This is a genomic window from Oribacterium sp. C9, from assembly GCF_002007235.1.
GTDB lineage: Bacteria > Bacillota > Clostridia > Lachnospirales > Lachnospiraceae > Oribacterium.
This window is the reverse complement of sequence record NZ_MUHW01000009.1, coordinates 73,389-91,002: the sequence shown is the minus strand read 5'-3', so window position 1 is coordinate 91,002 and position 17,614 is coordinate 73,389. Positions and strand designations below refer to the sequence as shown.

Below are 17,614 nucleotides of genomic sequence, written 5' to 3'. Positions count from 1 at the left end.
TTGATGATCATTCTTAGAATAAGGGCCGCCGCACTGTCGTGCGACAGCCCCTGATCTTTTTTTATTCAAGTAAGTATATTTCTGTCAAACAAATGTGAGCATTAGCCGATGATAGCCTGAACACCTTCGTTCATAGCCTGAACTGCCTCATCGATAGTTGAAGACTCTGTCATGATGAGGTCATGCTGCTCGTTGAGAACTGTCTCGATCTCTGATGACTTGTCGTTTGCAGGCATCTCAAGGTATGTGTGAGATGTGATGAGAGCATCCTTAGAAGTATCATCCTGTGGGAAACCATCCATAGAAGCGATTGCAGAAACGATGTTCTCGTTTGTCATTGCAGGGATGTTACCTGTCTCGGCAAGAACCTGTGCACCATTCTCTCCTGTTACGAACTTGATGAAGTCCCAGGCCTCGTCCTTGTGAGGAGCTGATGTAGGAAGTGCAAGAGCTGTGATAGTTGCAAGAGTTGAACCAGCCTCAACACCTTCAGCGTGAGGATACTTTACCATGCCCCAGTTTGTGCAGTCTGTGTACTCACCTGACTTGATCTTGTTGATGAGTGTAGCGATGAACCATGAACCCATATTCATCATAGCAACATTGCCCTGAGCGAATGCATCGCTGTAGTGAAGACCCTGAGTCTTAAGTGTTGCATAATCCATGCACACACCGTCCTGCTGCTGCTTGAGAACCATCTCATAGTATGGCTTTGTGAAATCGTAGTTGCCGCCAACGATGGTGTTCTTTCCATCGAGGATACCGTCAAGCTGGATAGTTGATCTCCATGTGTGATAGTGAGCACCGTAAACCTCTGAACCAGGTGTTGTGTCTGTTACCTTGCGAGCCAGCTCATCGTACTGCTCCCATGTCATATCATTTGTAGGATAAGCAACGCCGGCCTTGTCAAATACGTCCTTGTTGTAGTAAAGAACCCAGATATCTGAACGGAATGGAAGCTCATAGAGATTATCGTTGATAGTTACCTGATCTGTGATTCCGCCGTACTGCTGAAGGTCGATTCCTGCCTCTTTGATCTTGTCATTCAGTGGCTCCAGAACCCCCTTGTTTACGAGTGTCATGTAACCCGGAACATCCTTGATAGTAACAACATCGAAATCTGAGCCTGAGCCGGAAAGCTGTGTTCCGAGAACAGTTGAGTAGTCTGTTGAACCGAGGTCTATCATTTCAATGTTTACATTTGGGTGATCAGCCTTGTATGCATCGATAAGCGGCTGATAATAAGTGATGGATGATGCATCCCAGAGTGCCCACTTCAGTGTTACGGCATCTCCTGTTGCTGCCTCAGTTGCAGCTTCAGTTGCCTTTTCTTCCTGAGCCTTTGTCTCGGCTGCTGCAGCTGTTGTTGCCGCAGCTGTTGTTGCAGTTGTTGAGCTTCCGCCGCAAGCTGCAAGAGATGTTGCTGCCATTGATGCAACCAGCAATGAACTAACGATCTTCTTCATGTTTGTCCTCCTGTTTTCGGGGTTTATTACCCGGTTGATTTTTGCCGGAACCCTCAACGGGTTCTTGATCCGATTGTTTTCGTTGGGTCAATGTCTACACTCCTTTTCGAGTGTTTCCGGCACATTGCCTTAAGCTTGAATTTATTGTAGAATTTCTCTGTTTTTAACGGAATACAAATTTTTCAGAGCAATTTTGCTTTTTTTTAGCAGGTTTTGAAAAGATGTATTTTTATTTAAAAAAGATGTAGAAAATTTCGAATCAGTTCTTTTAATGGCATTTTTTAGGTATAAAAGACTAAAAAGAACTTATAAAGGACATAGATCATATGAAAAAAGGTCCGGATATTAATAAAAGACTCAGTTCAATACGATTTCAGATAGTCGTGTATTCCATGGGCTTTGCCATACTGATATCGCTCATGATCACAGCCATCAGCTTTCTTTATATAAGAGATAATCTGAGACGAAATGTGCGCCAGACCGCCATGAGCAGCCTGCAGCTTCTGGGCTCCGAGATGGATAAATCTCTGGACAATGCCACTAATTTCGCACTTTGGACCACCATAGACAGTACCATCAACACCTACCTTAACAGAATGACAGCGGGAAGTGCCGTATCATACAGAAACGAGCCGTTGACCACTGAGGAACTGCAGGAAAAAAACAGAGTGGAAAGACGCCTTGCGCTTTCCACATGGGAGCATTTTAATGATGAATACAATGCCATGGGACGTACGAGACACATTCAGAGAGTTCTCGTCAGCACCATGGATGGAAGACATTATCTGCAATCAATAAAGAATGCAGCCATCACCTCTTCTACCGGTGTCACGGGAAAGATAATGTCTACCAATTACTTTTATCAGCTTCTCGATGCAGATGACTTTCAGTATTCCGGCTTAAAGCAGAGCCCGGTGAATACGCATTCTGAAGACAGCATTATCCCTATGGTGAGACCCATACAGTCATCGTCCTCTTCAGCCATAGTAGGCTTCGTATACATGGAGCTTTCGCCATCCATCATTACATCAATCTTCAGTGATTACAGACTGGAAAAGGATGAAAGGGTATTTGTTTCTATAGGTGAAGGGCATATATACGAGTATAAGGATGGCAAACTGATGGAATGCACAGTGCCTGACGGTACTGTGAGTTACAGGCTCAAGAATAAGGCATTCAGCCTTTATCTTCTTCCATCGCAACGAAGCATGAACATCAGGATGAACTTTTACATAGCAGTTATAGGACTCATGGGATTTTTCATTATATGTATAGGAATGCTTCTGTGGTATCGCATGAATCATGTGATCACAGTGCCTATTACCAGGCTGCTCAGAAAGCTTGACAGGATAGGCAAGGGAGATTTTACCCGTGACGAGTCTATAGAATGGGATTCGGAGCTGGGAGCTATCGGAGCAGGCATTAACACTCTGTCTTTAAACGTTCAGAATCTGATGGACAAGAAGGTGCAGGACGAGAAGAAAAAGCAGGAGCTGGAGTATCAGATACTTCAGTCCCAGATAAATCCGCACTTCCTTTACAACACACTGAATACCATCAAGTGGATGGCCACCATTCAGGGCTCAGACGGCATCGCTGACATGTCTACCGCTCTTTCACGACTTCTCAGGAATATCTCAAAGAGCAAGGAGAATGTCATCAGCCTCGAAAAGGAGCTACAGCTGGTGAAGGACTATTTCACCATCATGAAGTACCGTTACGGCGGCACCATCGAGCTTGAATATGACATAAAGGATGAGACACTTCTTAAGGCCTCCGTGAACAGATTTTCGCTGCAGCCTATCATCGAGAATGCCATCTTCCACGGCATCGAGCCAAAGGGCGGCGCAGGGAAGATAGTACTTTCGGTTTACTGCAGGGAAAGGGGTGCCGTGAAGGAAATTGATGCTTTGGGCAGCGAATCCCATGAAAGGGAGGCTTCAGACACAGTATCTGAAGGAAAACTTCTCATCATCGAGGTCAGGGATAACGGTGTCGGCATGACTCAGGAGCAGATCGAAAAGACCCTTTCAGGTGAGCTTGAAGGGGCTGATGATTTCTTCCGCCATATAGGAGTTGCCAATGTCTCACAGCGCATTAAGTACACCTTCGGCGAAGAGTACGGGCTTTCCATTATTTCGGAGGTTTCGAAGTATACTATCATGAGATTTACTCTGCCGTATGTAATTAAGGATGAATGATGAACGCAGGATGTATCTTTGTACGGCATGAAATTCAGGAAAGAGAAAAACAGCACATATCGATGCTGATTTATGGTAAAGGATAATGTATAGAGTTTTAATTGTTGACGATGAGCCTCTTGTTCAGGTGGGGCTCAAATCCATGCTTCAGGGATTTGAAAATGTTGAGGTCATAGGTTCTGCCTCCAATGGAAAGGATGCTCTTGATATCATCGGGACACAGAGCCCGGACATAGTTATCGCTGATATCAAGATGCCGGTCATGACAGGACTTGAGCTTTTGGCAGAATCAAATAAACATTATGGACCGGTTCCGGCATTTATCATGCTGACAGCCTATGAAGAGTTCGATATGGTGCGGAAGGCACTCTCCTATCAGGCTGTGGACTATCTCGTGAAGATAGAGCTTGATAAAGAACAGCTTAGCGATGCGATAAAGAAAGCTATAGCCCGTGTAAATCAGGTGAAAAAACCTGCTGTTCAAAAGGACCCGGAACTTTCGCAGAATGCAGATACTGTTCAGCTTGAAGAACTGAGACAGCACTTCATGATGAAGCTTCTCCATGGAGAGTTTGAAGAGGAAACAGCTCTTAAGCATGAAGCTATCAATGTTCAGATGGATTTCAAATACAACAGATATATAGCCGCGTTTGCAGAGATCGTTAACGAAAGCACTAATACAGAGTCTTCACATATGATTACTTTGTATCGCTCCTGCCTCTCAATGACGAGGGAAATAGTTGAGCGTTATGCTCCATGTTATATAGTTTCAAACGATACCGAACATTTTACTATCCTGTTCTTCTTTACAGAGAACACTCCTGTGGCGGAAAGTATGACTCATATTCAGGAAGCGGTGGAAAATGCCCACACCATGATAAACAATTATTTCAATGTTTCTCTTCGATTAGGTATCGGTACCGCCGTATCCGCACCTATGGAGATCCATACTACCTTTGAAGAGGCTGAAGCTGCTGAAAAAGAGGCGGATCATGATGCCCCCATAAGACTTTTCAGCCATATAGTAGGCGCCAATCGTCGTTCAGGTAAGGATAAGCTCATATCCACCATACAGGATTACATTGACCATAACTTGAACGGAAAGCTGCAGCTGAACGAGATAGCCGATGCCTTCGGACTCTCTCCTGCCTACCTTTCAGTTCTCTTCAAAAAGAACACAGATATCGGTTTTTCCGAGTATGTCTACACCAGAAAGATAGAGCACGCAAAGAAGATGCTCCTCTCCGATGATATGAAGGTCTACGAGGTAGCCGATGCCCTCGGATTCGAGTCAGCCTACTACTTCTCCAAGGTATTCAAAAAGGTGGCAGGGGTTTCACCGAGAGAATTTATACAGGCAAAAAGTGAAGGATAAAAAGTCGATTTTCCGAAAAAAAAGAAACTTTATGGCAAGTTGTGTGCTCCTGATTATGTCAGGAGCACTTTTTTGCATATCTTCTTTCATTGGCCTATTCTCCTTTCTTACGAATTCTTACTTATGGTCAGCCTTATAAGATGCAATACGTTTTGCCACGTTGTCCTTGATGTTGTTGTAATAGATTGTGTAGTCGTCTTCATGGAAGCTTTGAGGCCCGAAGAATTCTGCTGCCGCATACTGATCATATTTGGTGTTCGTTACTACGACACCGCGGTCGAGAACTATCTGTGCGTCAGCGCCTATGTCGGTAATCTCATATTCTCCGGTTTCTTCGTTCAGCATTAATGAGCCCAGGTTCTCGCTGGCCGGAGCATAAGTATCATCCAGCTTCCAGTTCAAAGGGTTTATGCTGATGGCACCCGGCAGAACAACTACATTATGGGCATTCTCCTCCACGTTCTTCGGTCCCTCGGTATTCCAGCTCACGATGACACCCGTGTCGGTTTCTCCGGTGGCAAACTTCAGGTGAGGATAGGTATCGAGGTCGTCCTGTGTGACAGAGAATCCGATGACGTAGGCTGTGACCATGCGCTCGTAGTACTCGGGATGTTCCGTGAAGTAGTGCGTCAGTACATACTTGACCATTGATGAACCCTGACTATGCCCTGCGATTATGAATGGACGGCCGGCATTATAATTCTCAAAGTAGTAATCGAGAGCTGCCTTTATATCATCGTAGGATATACCGGAGAGTGCTGCGTCAATGTTTCCGGTCTTCTTGGAGACTTCCCCTGCGTAGCGCATACCGGCCTGACGATAAAATGGCACAAAAACATTTGTGGAATCTTCGTACACACTTGCATTTGTCACGTATTCGCCTAATGCACCAACGATCATCTCGGGGTTGTCGAGGGAAGCATAATCAGGTGCACCCTCTTCAAAACTCGACTCAACGTACACCGTCGAGTAAATATAGAACGTATCGACATCCTTGGTGATCTCCGGAATCTGTACCCAATAATCCTCCTGAGAATAGTCCGGCGCATCAGTATTGCTCTCACCGGAGTCAGTTTCAGTTTCCGTTGCCGGTATCGTAATTTCTGGCACTGATAACTGAGAGTTACAGCCCGCCAGACATAAAGCCATAAGACCGGAGCTTACCAATGCTATAATCTTCTTTTTCATCTATCGTCTCCTTTCATTCCTTAGCTGCCAGTATAACGATCGATTGCCAGCTCTCGATCGTAGTAGAGTTTGTCTTCCGCAATAAGCGTTGCAGCGCCATCCTTAACATCAAGGATATTCACACAGCAATTAAACGGTACATGTCCATGCCAAAAATCATATGGATCTTCATACAGGAAATTGAGCATGGCTCTCAGTGCGCATCCATGTGTCGATACCAGATAAGTCTTATCATCATCTTTAGATATAAGGTCTTTTAGAAACGCCTGTGTTCTTTCCATTACATCTTTGATGCTTTCGCCATCAGGAAACCTGTAATCAAGGACCGGTTTCCTCAGAAAGCTGACCACATTTTCTTTTCTGATACTCATTCCCTCAAAGCTTCCAAAGTTCATTTCTTTAATACGGTCATCAAATGAAACAGAAACTCTGTTTTCGGATTCTCTGAGTATGATCTCCGCTGTTTCCCTTGCTCTTTGCAAGGGACTTGATATGCAAAAATCAAAATGGATGCCTTTCATGCCACGCCCCGTGATTTCGGCAAGAATATGCCCGTTTTCATTTAACGGGTCATCAGTCCATCCCTGGGCATAACCTTTTTTATTTGCATCCGTTTCTCCATGACGAACAATATAAATACGCATTCTTTTACACCCTTGAATCATCAATTCAGGTTCTGTTATTCAGGTACGCTGTGACACGTTTTGCTACATTGTCCTTTATATTGTTGTAGTAGTACATGTAGTCGTAGGCGTGGCGGCCATCCGGACCGAAGAACTCGGCACCGGCTTTGGCGATTTCCGCGGAGGTAGGTGTAAGCTGAGCATTTGTCACGACTACACCCCGGGACAGGTTTATCTGTGCATCCGCACCGATATTCATGATCTCTGACTCGCCTGTTTTCTCATTCTCCATGATAGAACCCAGGTTCATGCTGGCAGGGGCATAGGTTTCATCAAGCTTCCAGTTGAGGGGGTTAATGCTCCTCGTGTTGGGCAGTACGACGATGTTATGGGCGTTGGTCTCCACGTTCTTGGGACCCTCGGTGTTATAGGCGATGATGACCCCCGTATCACTCTCGCCTGTGGCAAACTTAAGGTGCGGGTTGGCTGCAAGGTATTCGTCTGTGACGGAGTAGCCGATGGCGTAGGATGCCACCATGCGTGCATAGTAATCGGAATGCTCTTTAAAGTATGTCTGAAGAAGCATTAAAAGCATTGCCGAGCCCTGACTGTGACCCGCGATTATGAAGGGCCGGCCACTGTTAAAGTGCTCGAAGTAGTAGTCGAGAGCAGCGATTATATCGTCCATGGGCATGCCGATAAAAGCCCCATCTGCGGTTCCGGTATTCTTAAATACTTCCCCAGCGAATCGTAAGCCGGACTGGCGATAGTAGGGCACAAACACGTTGGTAGCATCTGCGAAGGTTGATGCGTGATCCCTGTACTCATTCTTTACCCCAAGCCGCATCTCAGCATTGTCGAGGGTCGCATAATCGGGAGCGCCTTCCTCAAAGCTTCCCATGATGTACTCCGTCGCATAAATGTAGAAGGTGTCAACTTCCCTGGTGATTTCCGGAATCTTGTACCAGCATTCCGCCTTGGAATAGTCGGGTGCAGCACCTGTTGTTTCTGATGACATGTTGTTCATTTTTACTCCTCTCTTATCAATGTTTTCATGAATCCATTTATTTCGTGATATCTGTTCCTGAAAAACGTTCAGAGCTATCCGTATTCTTCTTTACCCTTCTGCCGGAAGATGTGTTGATTTTTAAGCCATGCTTTTACCTTCGAAGTAAACTTCACTCGGGTTGTTGTAGCTGAATCCCTCATGTTCCGCTGTAAGGAGATCTTTGTCGAATACAAGGAAATCAGCATCTTTGCCGGCCTCGATAGAGCCCTTTTTTGCCTCGATGCCAAGCTGTTTAGCTCCGTTGATGGTATAACCAAGGAGCATTTCTTCAATGTTCATTCTCTCACTTAATGGTGGAAACGCCGTAACGGTTCTGCTTTCCTCTTCAAATCTGGTCTTCTCATTTATCCAGCGTGTCATTCCGACTTCCATTGCAAGGTAGGGGCTCCAGTTCCTGAAATCTCCGTAAAAAACCTCATCGCTTGACCATGTCACTAACGCTCCGGTGTCCCAGATAGTCTTGCAGCGGAACATGGAATGTCCGCGCTTTTCTCCGATAAACTCAGGCCAGTACCCGGCAGGATTGCCGCCTACGTTGCCGCTGTGCCACCATGGCGTAAAATTGGCAGTTACACCCAGTTTTGCAAAGCGGGAAAGATCTGCGTCATCCTGAACCCACAGATGGGCACAGGTGACTTTCACACGATACTTGTCTCCCAGCTCCTTTTTTGCAAGCTCCACACCGTCCAATACAACGCGGGATGAAGCCTCTCCAACGGTATGTACATGAAGCTCCAGACCGGCATCATTAAGCTCTTTAAGAATCCCGGCGACTTGCTCAGCATTAAACGCTGAAGCTCCCAGTGCGCCGGTATCCACGTAAGGAGTGACCATAGCTGCGGTCTCGATTTTCAGTGTGCCGTCCATAAAAATCTTCAGAGTGTGAACCTTCATGTGTTCTGTGTCAAACTCATCCCTGAAACGCTTCACGCCCTCCAGAGCCTCCTTCATTTTCCGCGGCTGGGTGAGCACATAACATCCGTCGACATATACAGGCAGCAATCCTTGTTTGTCCAGCTCACGAAGATATTTGTAGATTCGCTCATTGACCTCGTTATGCTCCGGAAAACCGGCATCAAATACACAGCTCACACCATACTTTACGGAGGAGTCAAGCCAGCGTGAGATAGCTGCGCTTATCTGCTCATCAGTCAGGTCATTTACGCCATCGAAGAGAATTGGCCAACTCGCGGTTTCATATGAGTTTCCGGTCACATGCCCGTCCTTTCGCACAAAATAAGCGAGTCCCGGCACAGGATCCGGCGTGTCATCTGTGATACCATGGGCCTCAAGGACTTTGGAGTTCACCCAGTTGCTGTGTACTTCACCCTCCAGGACCACGATCTCTGCGTCCGGGCATATAGCATCGAGATCTTCCTTTGAGAGCTCCTCTCCATTAAGACAAGAACGCTCCATCATGAATCTGTAACGCTTTAGTCCCGGATTGTTCCTGATATAGTCTGCCATATATTCAAGACAATTCTTTTTAGTGGAACACATTACGGGAACACCCAGATCTGTGTATTCAAACCCGACGCCGGTGGTCACATGGACATGGCTGTCAATAATGCCGGGCATGATGAACTTTCCGCCGAGGTCTGTGACTTCACCTTCAAACTCCGAAAGCCCGGTCTCATCTCCTACATAGACGAATTGTCCATCCTTCACCACAAGGACAGAAGCTTGTGGATTGTTGTTGTCCGAGGTGAATATTTTTGCATTTTTGATGATCTTGTCTGCTTTCATGGATGCTCTCTTTCCTTTCGTTATTGATTTGATATGCCGGAAATAGATTCGCAAGCTAAACTTACGCTTTATAGACTTCCTCACCGTCAACAATGGTAGCGATAAGATTTGCCTGGGCTACTTTTTCAATGTCATCATGCAGGAAGTCACAGTCATATACCGTCATGTTGGCGATCTTGCCGAACTCGATTGAACCCAGGCGATGCTCCTGGTGCCATGCATGAGCAACATTGATGGTCAGGGCGCGAAGAGACTGCTCACGGGTGATCGCTTCCTTTATATTGTTCCGGGTGTCAGCGCCATCGAACATCCCCTTAGGAAGTGCGCGGGTTTCCGCCATGTAAATGCTGTTTGGAATGCTGAATGACGGAGAAACCGGGTAGTCAGAATGAAAGACCGGATATGCGCCCGCATCAAAGAAGGATTTGATCGGATAGGATTGGCTGGCTAATTCCGCACCGACATACTTGACTTCGATGTCATAGAAGCCCGGAATCGCCGCCGTCCAGAGCGGCGGGACTGCCGGAACAGACCCTGTTCCAGCCATGCGGCGGATATCCTCATCCGTCACAAAGTGCAGATGGGCCAAAACGTTTCGCTGATCCATGTCGCCGGTGATTTTTTCTGCGTCCTCGATGCAGTCCAGCATGAAGTGCGTCGCGCCGCCTCCTTCGGAATGGACGTGAACAGACAGTCCCTCCTTGTCTGCTTCAGCTATCAGTTCCACCATCTTGTCATGATTGTTGAATCTCTCGTTGCCGTGATAACCGGGCTGATCGGCATAATCCTGATTCTGCCAGCCCGTATGCGCTTCGGTCACGCCGTCAAGAAATGTCTTGACGCCAATGACATGGAAGTATTCGCCGCTGTACATAGCCCGGTCTTTGGCTATGCGGGCCACCTCCGCCTTCGGGTCTTCGGGATTGTCCGGAACCATCAGGTAAGCATAGGTACGCAGCTTCAGCTTATTTTCCTGTTCCAACTCGTAGAAAGCCCTGACAGCGATGGGATTGGTGACCTCCACGCCGGCGTCGGCCACTGCGGTGTAGCCGCTTGCAAGGGCCATGTCCTGCCAGGCAAGCAGATAGTCCTTGGCATTCTCGAGGGTGGTGGGAAGCTTGGGGTACAGTTCAAACACAGGTGCCTCACAGATGTAACCGTCCGGTTCGCCGCTTTCGTCCACATGCACCAGGTCATAGCCCATTTTCTTCGCGTAGGCTGCATCAATGCCGGCCCATTTCAACGCCATGGAGTTAAGCAGCATGGAGTGTCCGCCACCGGTCTGCATGAGCAGTATCTTATCGGCACATATCTCATCCAGATACGCCTTAGTGACATATTCATCATTCTCGACCCAGCCCGCAGCCTGGTAAAACGTGCGCTGCGGGTTCTTTTCGATGAAATCTCTAATGATCTCGCGATATTTCGTATAGTCAGTCGGTACAACCTGCGAGAGGTTTGCCTGACCGATCGCGCGGTCACCGGCCAGATAGCTGTGACAGTGGGATTCAAGGAAGCCCGGGTAGATGTAGTTATCACCGTAATCCAGTACCTGCGTATCCGGGACTGCCAGCCGCTTTGCCTCCTCCGAATCGCCGATATAAGCAAACACACCATTCTTGACGAGTGCCGCTTTGGCAAAGGGTCTCTTTTCGTCCATGGTGATAATGTTGCCAAGAATAAGAGTATGTTTCATTAGAATAACCATCCTTCCGCTATTACTTTTTTGAATAAGTCGGGCAACCGGCACTACGGCTGCCCGACTGAAAAAACTATTATTAATTTACCTTCTTACCTCCAAAATATACGTCCTTCGGCTTGTTATAGCTGAAACCTTCTTTTTCAGCTGTAAGCAGATCCTTGTCAAATACAAGGAAGTCTGCATCCTTGCCGACGGTTATCGAGCCTTTTTTAGCTTCGATACCAAGCTGTTTTGCTCCGTTTATGGTAAATCCAAGCAGCATCTCTTCGATATTCATCTTCTGGTTCTCAGGAGGGAATACCTCAGGGAATCTGGTATACTCGTAATTTCTGGTCTTTTCAGTGATTAAACGCGTCATTCCGACTTCCATGCCAAGATACGGGTTCCAGGTCATAAAGTCTCCGAAGGTGATGTTGTCGCTTGACCATGCCACCAGCGCACCGCTGTCCCAGAGCGTTTTGCAGCGGAACTGCTTTCTGGAACGTTCCTCACCGAGCCAGGTAGCACTGACACTGGTATCTCCGGCATGCCAATGCGGAGTGAAGTTTGCGAATACGCCGAGTTTCGCAAAACGATCAAGATCCGCATCATCCTGAATCTCAAGATGAGCACAGGTGACTCTCACATGCAGGTCATCTCCCATCTCTTTTCTTGCCAGCTCCACGCCATCAAGAACTGTGCGTGATGCACGCTCTCCGACTGTGTGAAGGTGAAGATCCAGATCTGCCTCATTAAGCTCCTTTAAAAGCTTCGCTATTCCCTCAGCAGTGAAGGCTGTTGAGCCCAGGGTGTGGATATCCGCATAAGGTGTAACCATAGCCGCGGTATGGATCTTCTGGGTACCATCCATAAATATCTTCATGGTATGAACCTTAAGGTGTTCAGTGTTGTACTCACGCTGTATGCGCTTAAGTTCCCTGAGACCTTCCTCAGCATCCTTTTCAGCATTGACTACAAGGCTTCCGTCAACATAAACTGGCAGTTTTCCCTGCTTGTCCAGCTCACACAGTCGCTTATAGACCTTCTCATGGAATTTCATATCTCCCGGAAGTCCCGCATCAAATACTGCGGAAACTCCGAATTCGACTGAGAAATCTATCCAGCGTTGAAGAGCTGCGTCGACCTGTTCATCGCTAAGTTCCATTCCGTTGTCGAGAATGATGCGGACTTCTGTTGCGCCTTCATACATATTTCCGGTAACATGTCCATCCTTACGCACATAAAAGGCAAGTCCCGGTATGGGATCAGGAGTATCGTCTGTAATACCGTGTCTCTCAAGGATCTTTGAGTTGACCCAGATGCTGTGTCCCTCTCCTTCCTGAATCTGAAGCTCGGCATCCGGACATATAGCATCCAGCTCTTCTTTTACGATATCCTCTCCATTCAGGAATCTTTTCTCCATGAGGAATCTGTAACGTTTCTGACCGGGATTCTCTTTGATATATTTCGCCATCAGGTCAAATGCCTCCTGCTTGCCGTTTGGTTCAAGACGTTCATCGATTTCTGCGTACTCAAAACCCACAGGAATGGTTATATGAACATGGCTGTCAATGATTCCGGGCATGATGAATCTGCCTTCGAGATCTGTAACATCGCCTTCATACTCTGAAAGACCTGATTCCGAACCCACATAGACGAATTTTCCGTCCTTTACCACAAGGGCGGTTGCCTTAGGATTATCCTTGTCAGATGTGAAGATTTTCGCGTTCCTTATGATCTTATCTGCTTTCATGTTTCTCTCCTTAAATACAAAGACTAAACTATCAGATACATAGTTTTGGGCCGGAAAATATATCCGACCATTAGGATCTATAATTGTTTTCATCATTCTACTTAAAAAAAGCGTTAAAAGTCCGTTAAAACAGGAAATTTTCGACAATTAAAAAGGGCCGGATTTTATTCCGATCCCTTCCTGAAAGTCATTATAAAAATGTTTAATTATTTATTCTACTTTGCACCATCGTGCCTCATTTAACGCGCAAAGCACCAATATCAGTATTTGAATTTCTTTCGCAGTGCAGCCATAAATACATTGTATTATTTTAAATTAACCTTATCTGTCAGTTTTTTCTTCCGGGCCCAGTCATATTGGGACATATAAGATCCCTTATACAGATTTAAGGCTCCCGGTTTTCCATCCAGATAATCAAAGTAGTCGCACTGTACTTGTTTTCTGTTTATTCCCATTACACCCCAGCCGCTGACCAGAACAGTTTCCTTACCGATTTCGCGAAGGGTCGTCTTAAGGTCCTTCTTCGCAACACGAAGATAAGAATCGGAGCTCCCACGGAATATAATGTTACAGATCTCAGAAGTGGGACAGAGAATACCTTCTTTGTTTACCAGATACGCGAATAATTCTTTTGCACGTTTTGTAAAAGTAGTCACAGGCTCTCCGTCATAAAAGACTTCAAAATCACCGAAGCATTGAATGTATAATCCCTGCTTCGCCATTTTGTATATGGGAGTATGACGAAGCTGTGATAAAGCATGTTCTATTTTTTCCACCGTGACAGGCTTCATAAGATAGTCGCTTGCGCCAAGTTCAAAAGCCTGAGGAGCATAATCGCTGTACCCGGTGCAAAATACTATATCGCATTGAGGATATACGGTTTTGATACGTTTCGCCAGATCCACTCCAGTCATATACCCGATGGCAATATCCAAAAAAGCGATATTGATCGCAGACTGATTTATAGCGGCAAGAGCATCATCGGGATTATCAAAAGCCACGATTTCCGATTCCGGTAATACCTCATGAAGTCTGTTAGTCAATTGCCCCAGTAGTATGACTTCATCTTCTACAGCCAACACTCTCATATCTTTCCTCTTTCTTAAGCGTTTTATTTACATCTATTACTATTCTGCTTTCGTTTAGGGATTCTTATGGTTACAGTGGTTCCATTACCCGGGGAGCTTATGATATCGAGATGACCATCCACCATTTCACTTATTCGGTACCGTGTATTCTCTATACCTAAATGATGCCTGCCGTCATCAGCAGTTTTAGTAACATCAAATCCTGCACCATTGTCAGAAACCGTAACATTATAATTTTCATCCGTTTCAAACGAACTGATCTTGACCGTTCCGCCACTTCTGGTTTTACAGATTCCATGTTTTATGGCGTTTTCTACCAGTGGCTGTACCGACAGTGCCGGAACAGGAAATGATGTGGCTTTTATGTCATATTCAATATTCAGCTTGTTTGGAAAGCGTAGCTTCTCCAGCCATACATAGACTTTTATGTGGCTTAATTCTTCGGAAAACGAAATGGGATCGCTTTTATTTGCGAAATTGATGTTTTCACGAAGATAATCAGAAAATGCATCAGTAGCCTTCGATGCAAGGGCAGGATCCTTTTCGCATAGTGCCGAGATCACTGACAGGGAATTATAAAGGAAATGAGGCTGCATTTGTGAGATCATGGCAGAAACCTGAAGTTCTATCTGTTCTTTTTCACGCCTTAAAACCTCCTTTTCAAGTTCATCATTGGCATTGAAAAATAAAAGACAGATAGGCAGCATCACGACGAGTATCATCATACCCAAAATTGTGTAATTACCGATTGAATTCTCCATATTCAAAGACATTACAGAAAAAAGAACAGGGGATAAAATGCAGCATAAAAATGAAAGTTTTTGAGTTCTGCTTAATTTAGAAAGAAGCGTAGCCGCACACAATGACGTTAGACAGAATAAATCTATGATGATACTTAAATGCTCCTCTAATCTGTCGGAATAAATACCGGACTCCGTGACATAATAAAGAACCGGTGTATAAAAATTCAGGATTATGGCTCCGGTATAGATTAAAACTCCCGTGAAAATGAATACTGTAACAACGCGTGTAATGACTGAATCCTCTATAAACTGTTTTTGATAGAGCCATATTGTCATAAAAAGAAGTATCGAAAAAAAGTAAGACGCGGCTGTTAATATGGATATAAGGTGTGTATGGTATGGAATCCCGTAGACACAGCCCACAAGAGCATTAAAGAATACTGCGACATACAAATTAAGGAGAAACAGCATATAATAACGCATCACTCCTGAAGTATCTTTTTTTTCAATCAGATATCCTGATAGCAATGTTAAAAAAATGATGCAGAATATAGAAGCGATTCTGAACGTGCTGGAAGAACTATCCCTGAAAATACCGCTTTTTATCAGCAAACCTATACAAAACAGTGATGATAGGCACATGATTACAAACGTCCACCTAAGAGACGTTTTATGATCTGCTGACAAACTATTATGTGTTTGAACCCTTAACTTATCGAAGGTGTTATTTCCAATCATTTTTTCCCTGCCATATAATTCATTACATCATAAACTGACTATCACTTCTTCATATATCACAGCTTCAAGCGGAGCCAGCGTTCCTTTCTGACTTTTATCGTTGGTACTGATAAGAAGCTCTGCGTTTTCCACCACAGAGGTGTCGAAGGATGCAGATTCCGTGGAGAAGTTGATCAGTACGATGGCTTTTCGGGAAGCGTTCTCTCTTATGTAGGCAAAGATCTTTTCGTCATCGTGAAAGAGCTCCTCATAGCGTCCGTCAACAAGTTCTCTGTGAGCACTGCGTAATTCCGAAAGCTTTATATACCAGTTAAGCACTGAATCAGGATCTGCCATCTCTGAGTCTACATTCACTGTTTTATAGTCATCATAAACCGGAAGCCATGGCTTACCTTCGGTGAAGCCGGCGTTTTCTGAACTGTCCCACTGCATGGGAGTTCTTGCACTGTCTCTGGCGAAACGATGAACTCCGGCCAGAGCCTCTTCTTCGGAATAGCCTTCCTCGATAGCAAACTTATAGTGGTTCTTTGTAGATATATCGTTGTAGTCATCAATGGACGGCCAGGAAACATTGACATACCCAAGCTCCTCTCCTTCCATCAAAAACGGAGTGCCGCGCATGGTCAGGAGAAGTGTGCCCAATGCTTTGCCACCGGAAACACGGTCAGCTCCTTCGGGGAGGAAGTGGCTTATGGACCTTGGCTGGTCATGGTTCTCCAGAAACATGGGGTACCAGCCATTGATCTCCGGCTGAGAGGTGGTTTTTTCGCTGGCGGTGAAGATGGATTTAAAATCAGGAAGAGTCCAGGCCCTGGTGGCGCACCAGTTACTTTCATCAGGCAGATCGATGTCTACAAACCCAAACTCAAATACCATATCAAACACACCGTTTTCACCTACCCAGTCTGGAAGATCCTTTGAGGAAACACCGTTGGCCTCTCCTACCGTGAAGATATCGGTGCCGTCCTGTACGGTATGCTTAAATTCGTTAAGATAATCGAGAATTCCGGCTGTGTTTGCAGTCATGGAGTGGATGCCTACGAGACCGTCACCGGCATCCGGTGTACCATCCTTAAATTCTGCGGGTTTCTTTATATAGGTGATGGCATCCATGCGGAAGCCCCCGACTCCCTTTTTGACCCAGAAGTTTGCCACGTCACAAAGAGCTTTTCGAACTTCGGGGTTCTCCCAGTTGAGATCCGGCTGTTCCTTCAGGAAGGTGTGAAGATAATACTGACCGCGGGACTCACAGTATTCCCATGAGGAACCTCCGAAGAAGCTTCTCCAGTTGGTTGGAGCACTTCCGTCTTCCCTCGGATCTGCCCATACGTACCAGTCGCTCTTTGAGTTATCCTTACTGGAAGCGGATTCCAGAAACCATTCATTCTGATCCGAGGTATGATTGAAGACCAGATCCATGATGATGCGAATGTTCAGCTTTCCTGCTTCTTCAATCAGTCGATCCATATCCTCCATTGTTCCATAGGAAGGGTCTATATTGTAGTAGTCGGCGATATCATATCCGTTATCGGCCTGTGGCGATACATAACAGGGAGTAAGCCAGATGGCGCCGACTCCCAATCTCTTCAGATGGTCAAGCTCAGAGATGATCCCGTTGATATCTCCATAGCCGTCACCATCAGAGTCCTTAAAGCTTTTTACATAGATTTCATAGGCGATGGTATCCTGCCACCACTTAAGATCCTCATTAGTCATTGGTCTATCCCCCGTGCTGATGTCTGACCGGCTTTCAGCCACGGGAACCGAAAGGCTTCCGCAGGCGCCTAAAATAGGAGAAAGGGTCAAAGCCAAAGTAGTCAAGATAGCTGTTGTTCTATGCTTCATATCAAATACCTCTTGTATAGAGCATTTTCATATTTATTTTAAATTCTAAATTCCGATATCGGAAGCACTTTTGAAAAAAGCTTTCCGTATTCGTCAAA

Annotated in this window: 12 protein-coding genes; 2 read left to right on the top strand and 10 right to left on the bottom strand. The window is 45.7% G+C overall.

Annotated elements, in window-relative coordinates; all coding sequences use genetic code 11:
* Positions 1-101 precede the first annotated feature (101 nt).
* Entirely contained in the window at positions 102-1,466 is a 1,365-nt protein-coding gene (locus BXO88_RS07310) for an ABC transporter substrate-binding protein (RefSeq protein ID WP_078037090.1), read from the bottom strand.
* A gap of 326 nt (positions 1,467-1,792) precedes the next feature.
* On the opposite strand from BXO88_RS07310, the gene BXO88_RS07305 reads away from it, so the two are divergent.
* Together BXO88_RS07305 and BXO88_RS07300 are read left to right on the top strand one after the other, a co-directional pair.
* A complete protein-coding gene (locus tag BXO88_RS07305; RefSeq protein ID WP_078037089.1) occupies positions 1,793-3,667 on the top strand; it encodes a sensor histidine kinase in 1,875 nt (624 codons plus the stop codon).
* A gap of 85 nt (positions 3,668-3,752) precedes the next feature.
* Positions 3,753-5,042 carry a response regulator gene (locus BXO88_RS07300; protein ID WP_078037088.1) on the top strand — a complete coding sequence of 430 codons (1,290 nt, stop codon included), beginning with the start codon at positions 3,753-3,755 and terminating at the stop codon, positions 5,040-5,042.
* A gap of 117 nt (positions 5,043-5,159) precedes the next feature.
* Here BXO88_RS07300 and BXO88_RS07295 read toward each other — a convergent pair whose 3' ends face one another.
* The 9 genes from BXO88_RS07295 to BXO88_RS07255 form a co-directional block, all read right to left on the bottom strand.
* The gene (locus BXO88_RS07295) at positions 5,160-6,230 is read right to left on the bottom strand and encodes a DUF3089 domain-containing protein (RefSeq protein WP_078037087.1); all 1,071 of its coding nucleotides are present in this window, start codon (positions 6,228-6,230) and stop codon (positions 5,160-5,162) included.
* Between the two features lie 20 nt (positions 6,231-6,250).
* Positions 6,251-6,874 (bottom strand): histidine phosphatase family protein, encoded by a 624-nt coding sequence (locus tag BXO88_RS07290; RefSeq protein ID WP_078037086.1) that lies wholly within the window; start codon positions 6,872-6,874, stop codon positions 6,251-6,253.
* Between the two features lie 25 nt (positions 6,875-6,899).
* The gene (locus tag BXO88_RS07285) at positions 6,900-7,880 is read right to left on the bottom strand and encodes a DUF3089 domain-containing protein (RefSeq protein WP_078037085.1); all 981 of its coding nucleotides are present in this window, start codon (positions 7,878-7,880) and stop codon (positions 6,900-6,902) included.
* Positions 7,881-8,000: 120 nt separating this feature from the next.
* Positions 8,001-9,668, bottom strand: a complete 1,668-nt coding sequence (locus BXO88_RS07280) for an amidohydrolase (RefSeq protein ID WP_078037084.1) — start codon at positions 9,666-9,668, stop codon at positions 8,001-8,003.
* A gap of 61 nt (positions 9,669-9,729) precedes the next feature.
* Complete coding sequence (locus BXO88_RS07275; RefSeq protein ID WP_168171648.1) at positions 9,730-11,364, bottom strand: amidohydrolase; 1,635 nt, start codon at positions 11,362-11,364, stop codon at positions 9,730-9,732.
* Between the two features lie 82 nt (positions 11,365-11,446).
* On the bottom strand, positions 11,447-13,102 hold the full coding sequence (locus BXO88_RS07270) for an amidohydrolase (RefSeq protein ID WP_168171647.1): 1,656 nt from the start codon (positions 13,100-13,102) through the stop codon (positions 11,447-11,449).
* A 305-nt stretch (positions 13,103-13,407) separates the two neighbouring features.
* A complete protein-coding gene (locus BXO88_RS07265) occupies positions 13,408-14,190 on the bottom strand; it encodes a LytR/AlgR family response regulator transcription factor (protein WP_078037081.1) in 783 nt (260 codons plus the stop codon).
* Positions 14,191-14,213: 23 nt separating this feature from the next.
* The gene (locus BXO88_RS16505) at positions 14,214-14,951 is read right to left on the bottom strand and encodes a sensor histidine kinase (protein WP_168171646.1); all 738 of its coding nucleotides are present in this window, start codon (positions 14,949-14,951) and stop codon (positions 14,214-14,216) included.
* A gap of 747 nt (positions 14,952-15,698) precedes the next feature.
* Complete coding sequence (locus BXO88_RS07255; protein ID WP_206099973.1) at positions 15,699-17,516, bottom strand: glycoside hydrolase family 13 protein; 1,818 nt, start codon at positions 17,514-17,516, stop codon at positions 15,699-15,701.
* Between the last annotated feature and the right edge of the window lie 98 nt (positions 17,517-17,614).

What these genes read in the sequence shown, in the direction of transcription:
- BXO88_RS07310 (WP_078037090.1), bottom strand. Translation starts at nt 1,466, where the DNA reads ATGAAGAAGATCGTTAGTTCATTGCTGGTTGCATCAATGGCAGCAACA.
- BXO88_RS07305 (WP_078037089.1), top strand. Translation starts at nt 1,793, where the DNA reads ATGAAAAAAGGTCCGGATATTAATAAAAGACTCAGTTCAATACGATTT.
- BXO88_RS07300 (WP_078037088.1), top strand. Translation starts at nt 3,753, where the DNA reads ATGTATAGAGTTTTAATTGTTGACGATGAGCCTCTTGTTCAGGTGGGG.
- BXO88_RS07295 (WP_078037087.1), bottom strand. Translation starts at nt 6,230, where the DNA reads ATGAAAAAGAAGATTATAGCATTGGTAAGCTCCGGTCTTATGGCTTTA.
- BXO88_RS07290 (WP_078037086.1), bottom strand. Translation starts at nt 6,874, where the DNA reads ATGCGTATTTATATTGTTCGTCATGGAGAAACGGATGCAAATAAAAAA.
- BXO88_RS07285 (WP_078037085.1), bottom strand. Translation starts at nt 7,880, where the DNA reads ATGAACAACATGTCATCAGAAACAACAGGTGCTGCACCCGACTATTCC.
- BXO88_RS07280 (WP_078037084.1), bottom strand. Translation starts at nt 9,668, where the DNA reads ATGAAAGCAGACAAGATCATCAAAAATGCAAAAATATTCACCTCGGAC.
- BXO88_RS07275 (WP_168171648.1), bottom strand. Translation starts at nt 11,364, where the DNA reads ATGAAACATACTCTTATTCTTGGCAACATTATCACCATGGACGAAAAG.
- BXO88_RS07270 (WP_168171647.1), bottom strand. Translation starts at nt 13,102, where the DNA reads ATGAAAGCAGATAAGATCATAAGGAACGCGAAAATCTTCACATCTGAC.
- BXO88_RS07265 (WP_078037081.1), bottom strand. Translation starts at nt 14,190, where the DNA reads ATGAGAGTGTTGGCTGTAGAAGATGAAGTCATACTACTGGGGCAATTG.
- BXO88_RS16505 (WP_168171646.1), bottom strand. Translation starts at nt 14,951, where the DNA reads ATGGAGAATTCAATCGGTAATTACACAATTTTGGGTATGATGATACTC.
- BXO88_RS07255 (WP_206099973.1), bottom strand. Translation starts at nt 17,516, where the DNA reads ATGAAGCATAGAACAACAGCTATCTTGACTACTTTGGCTTTGACCCTT.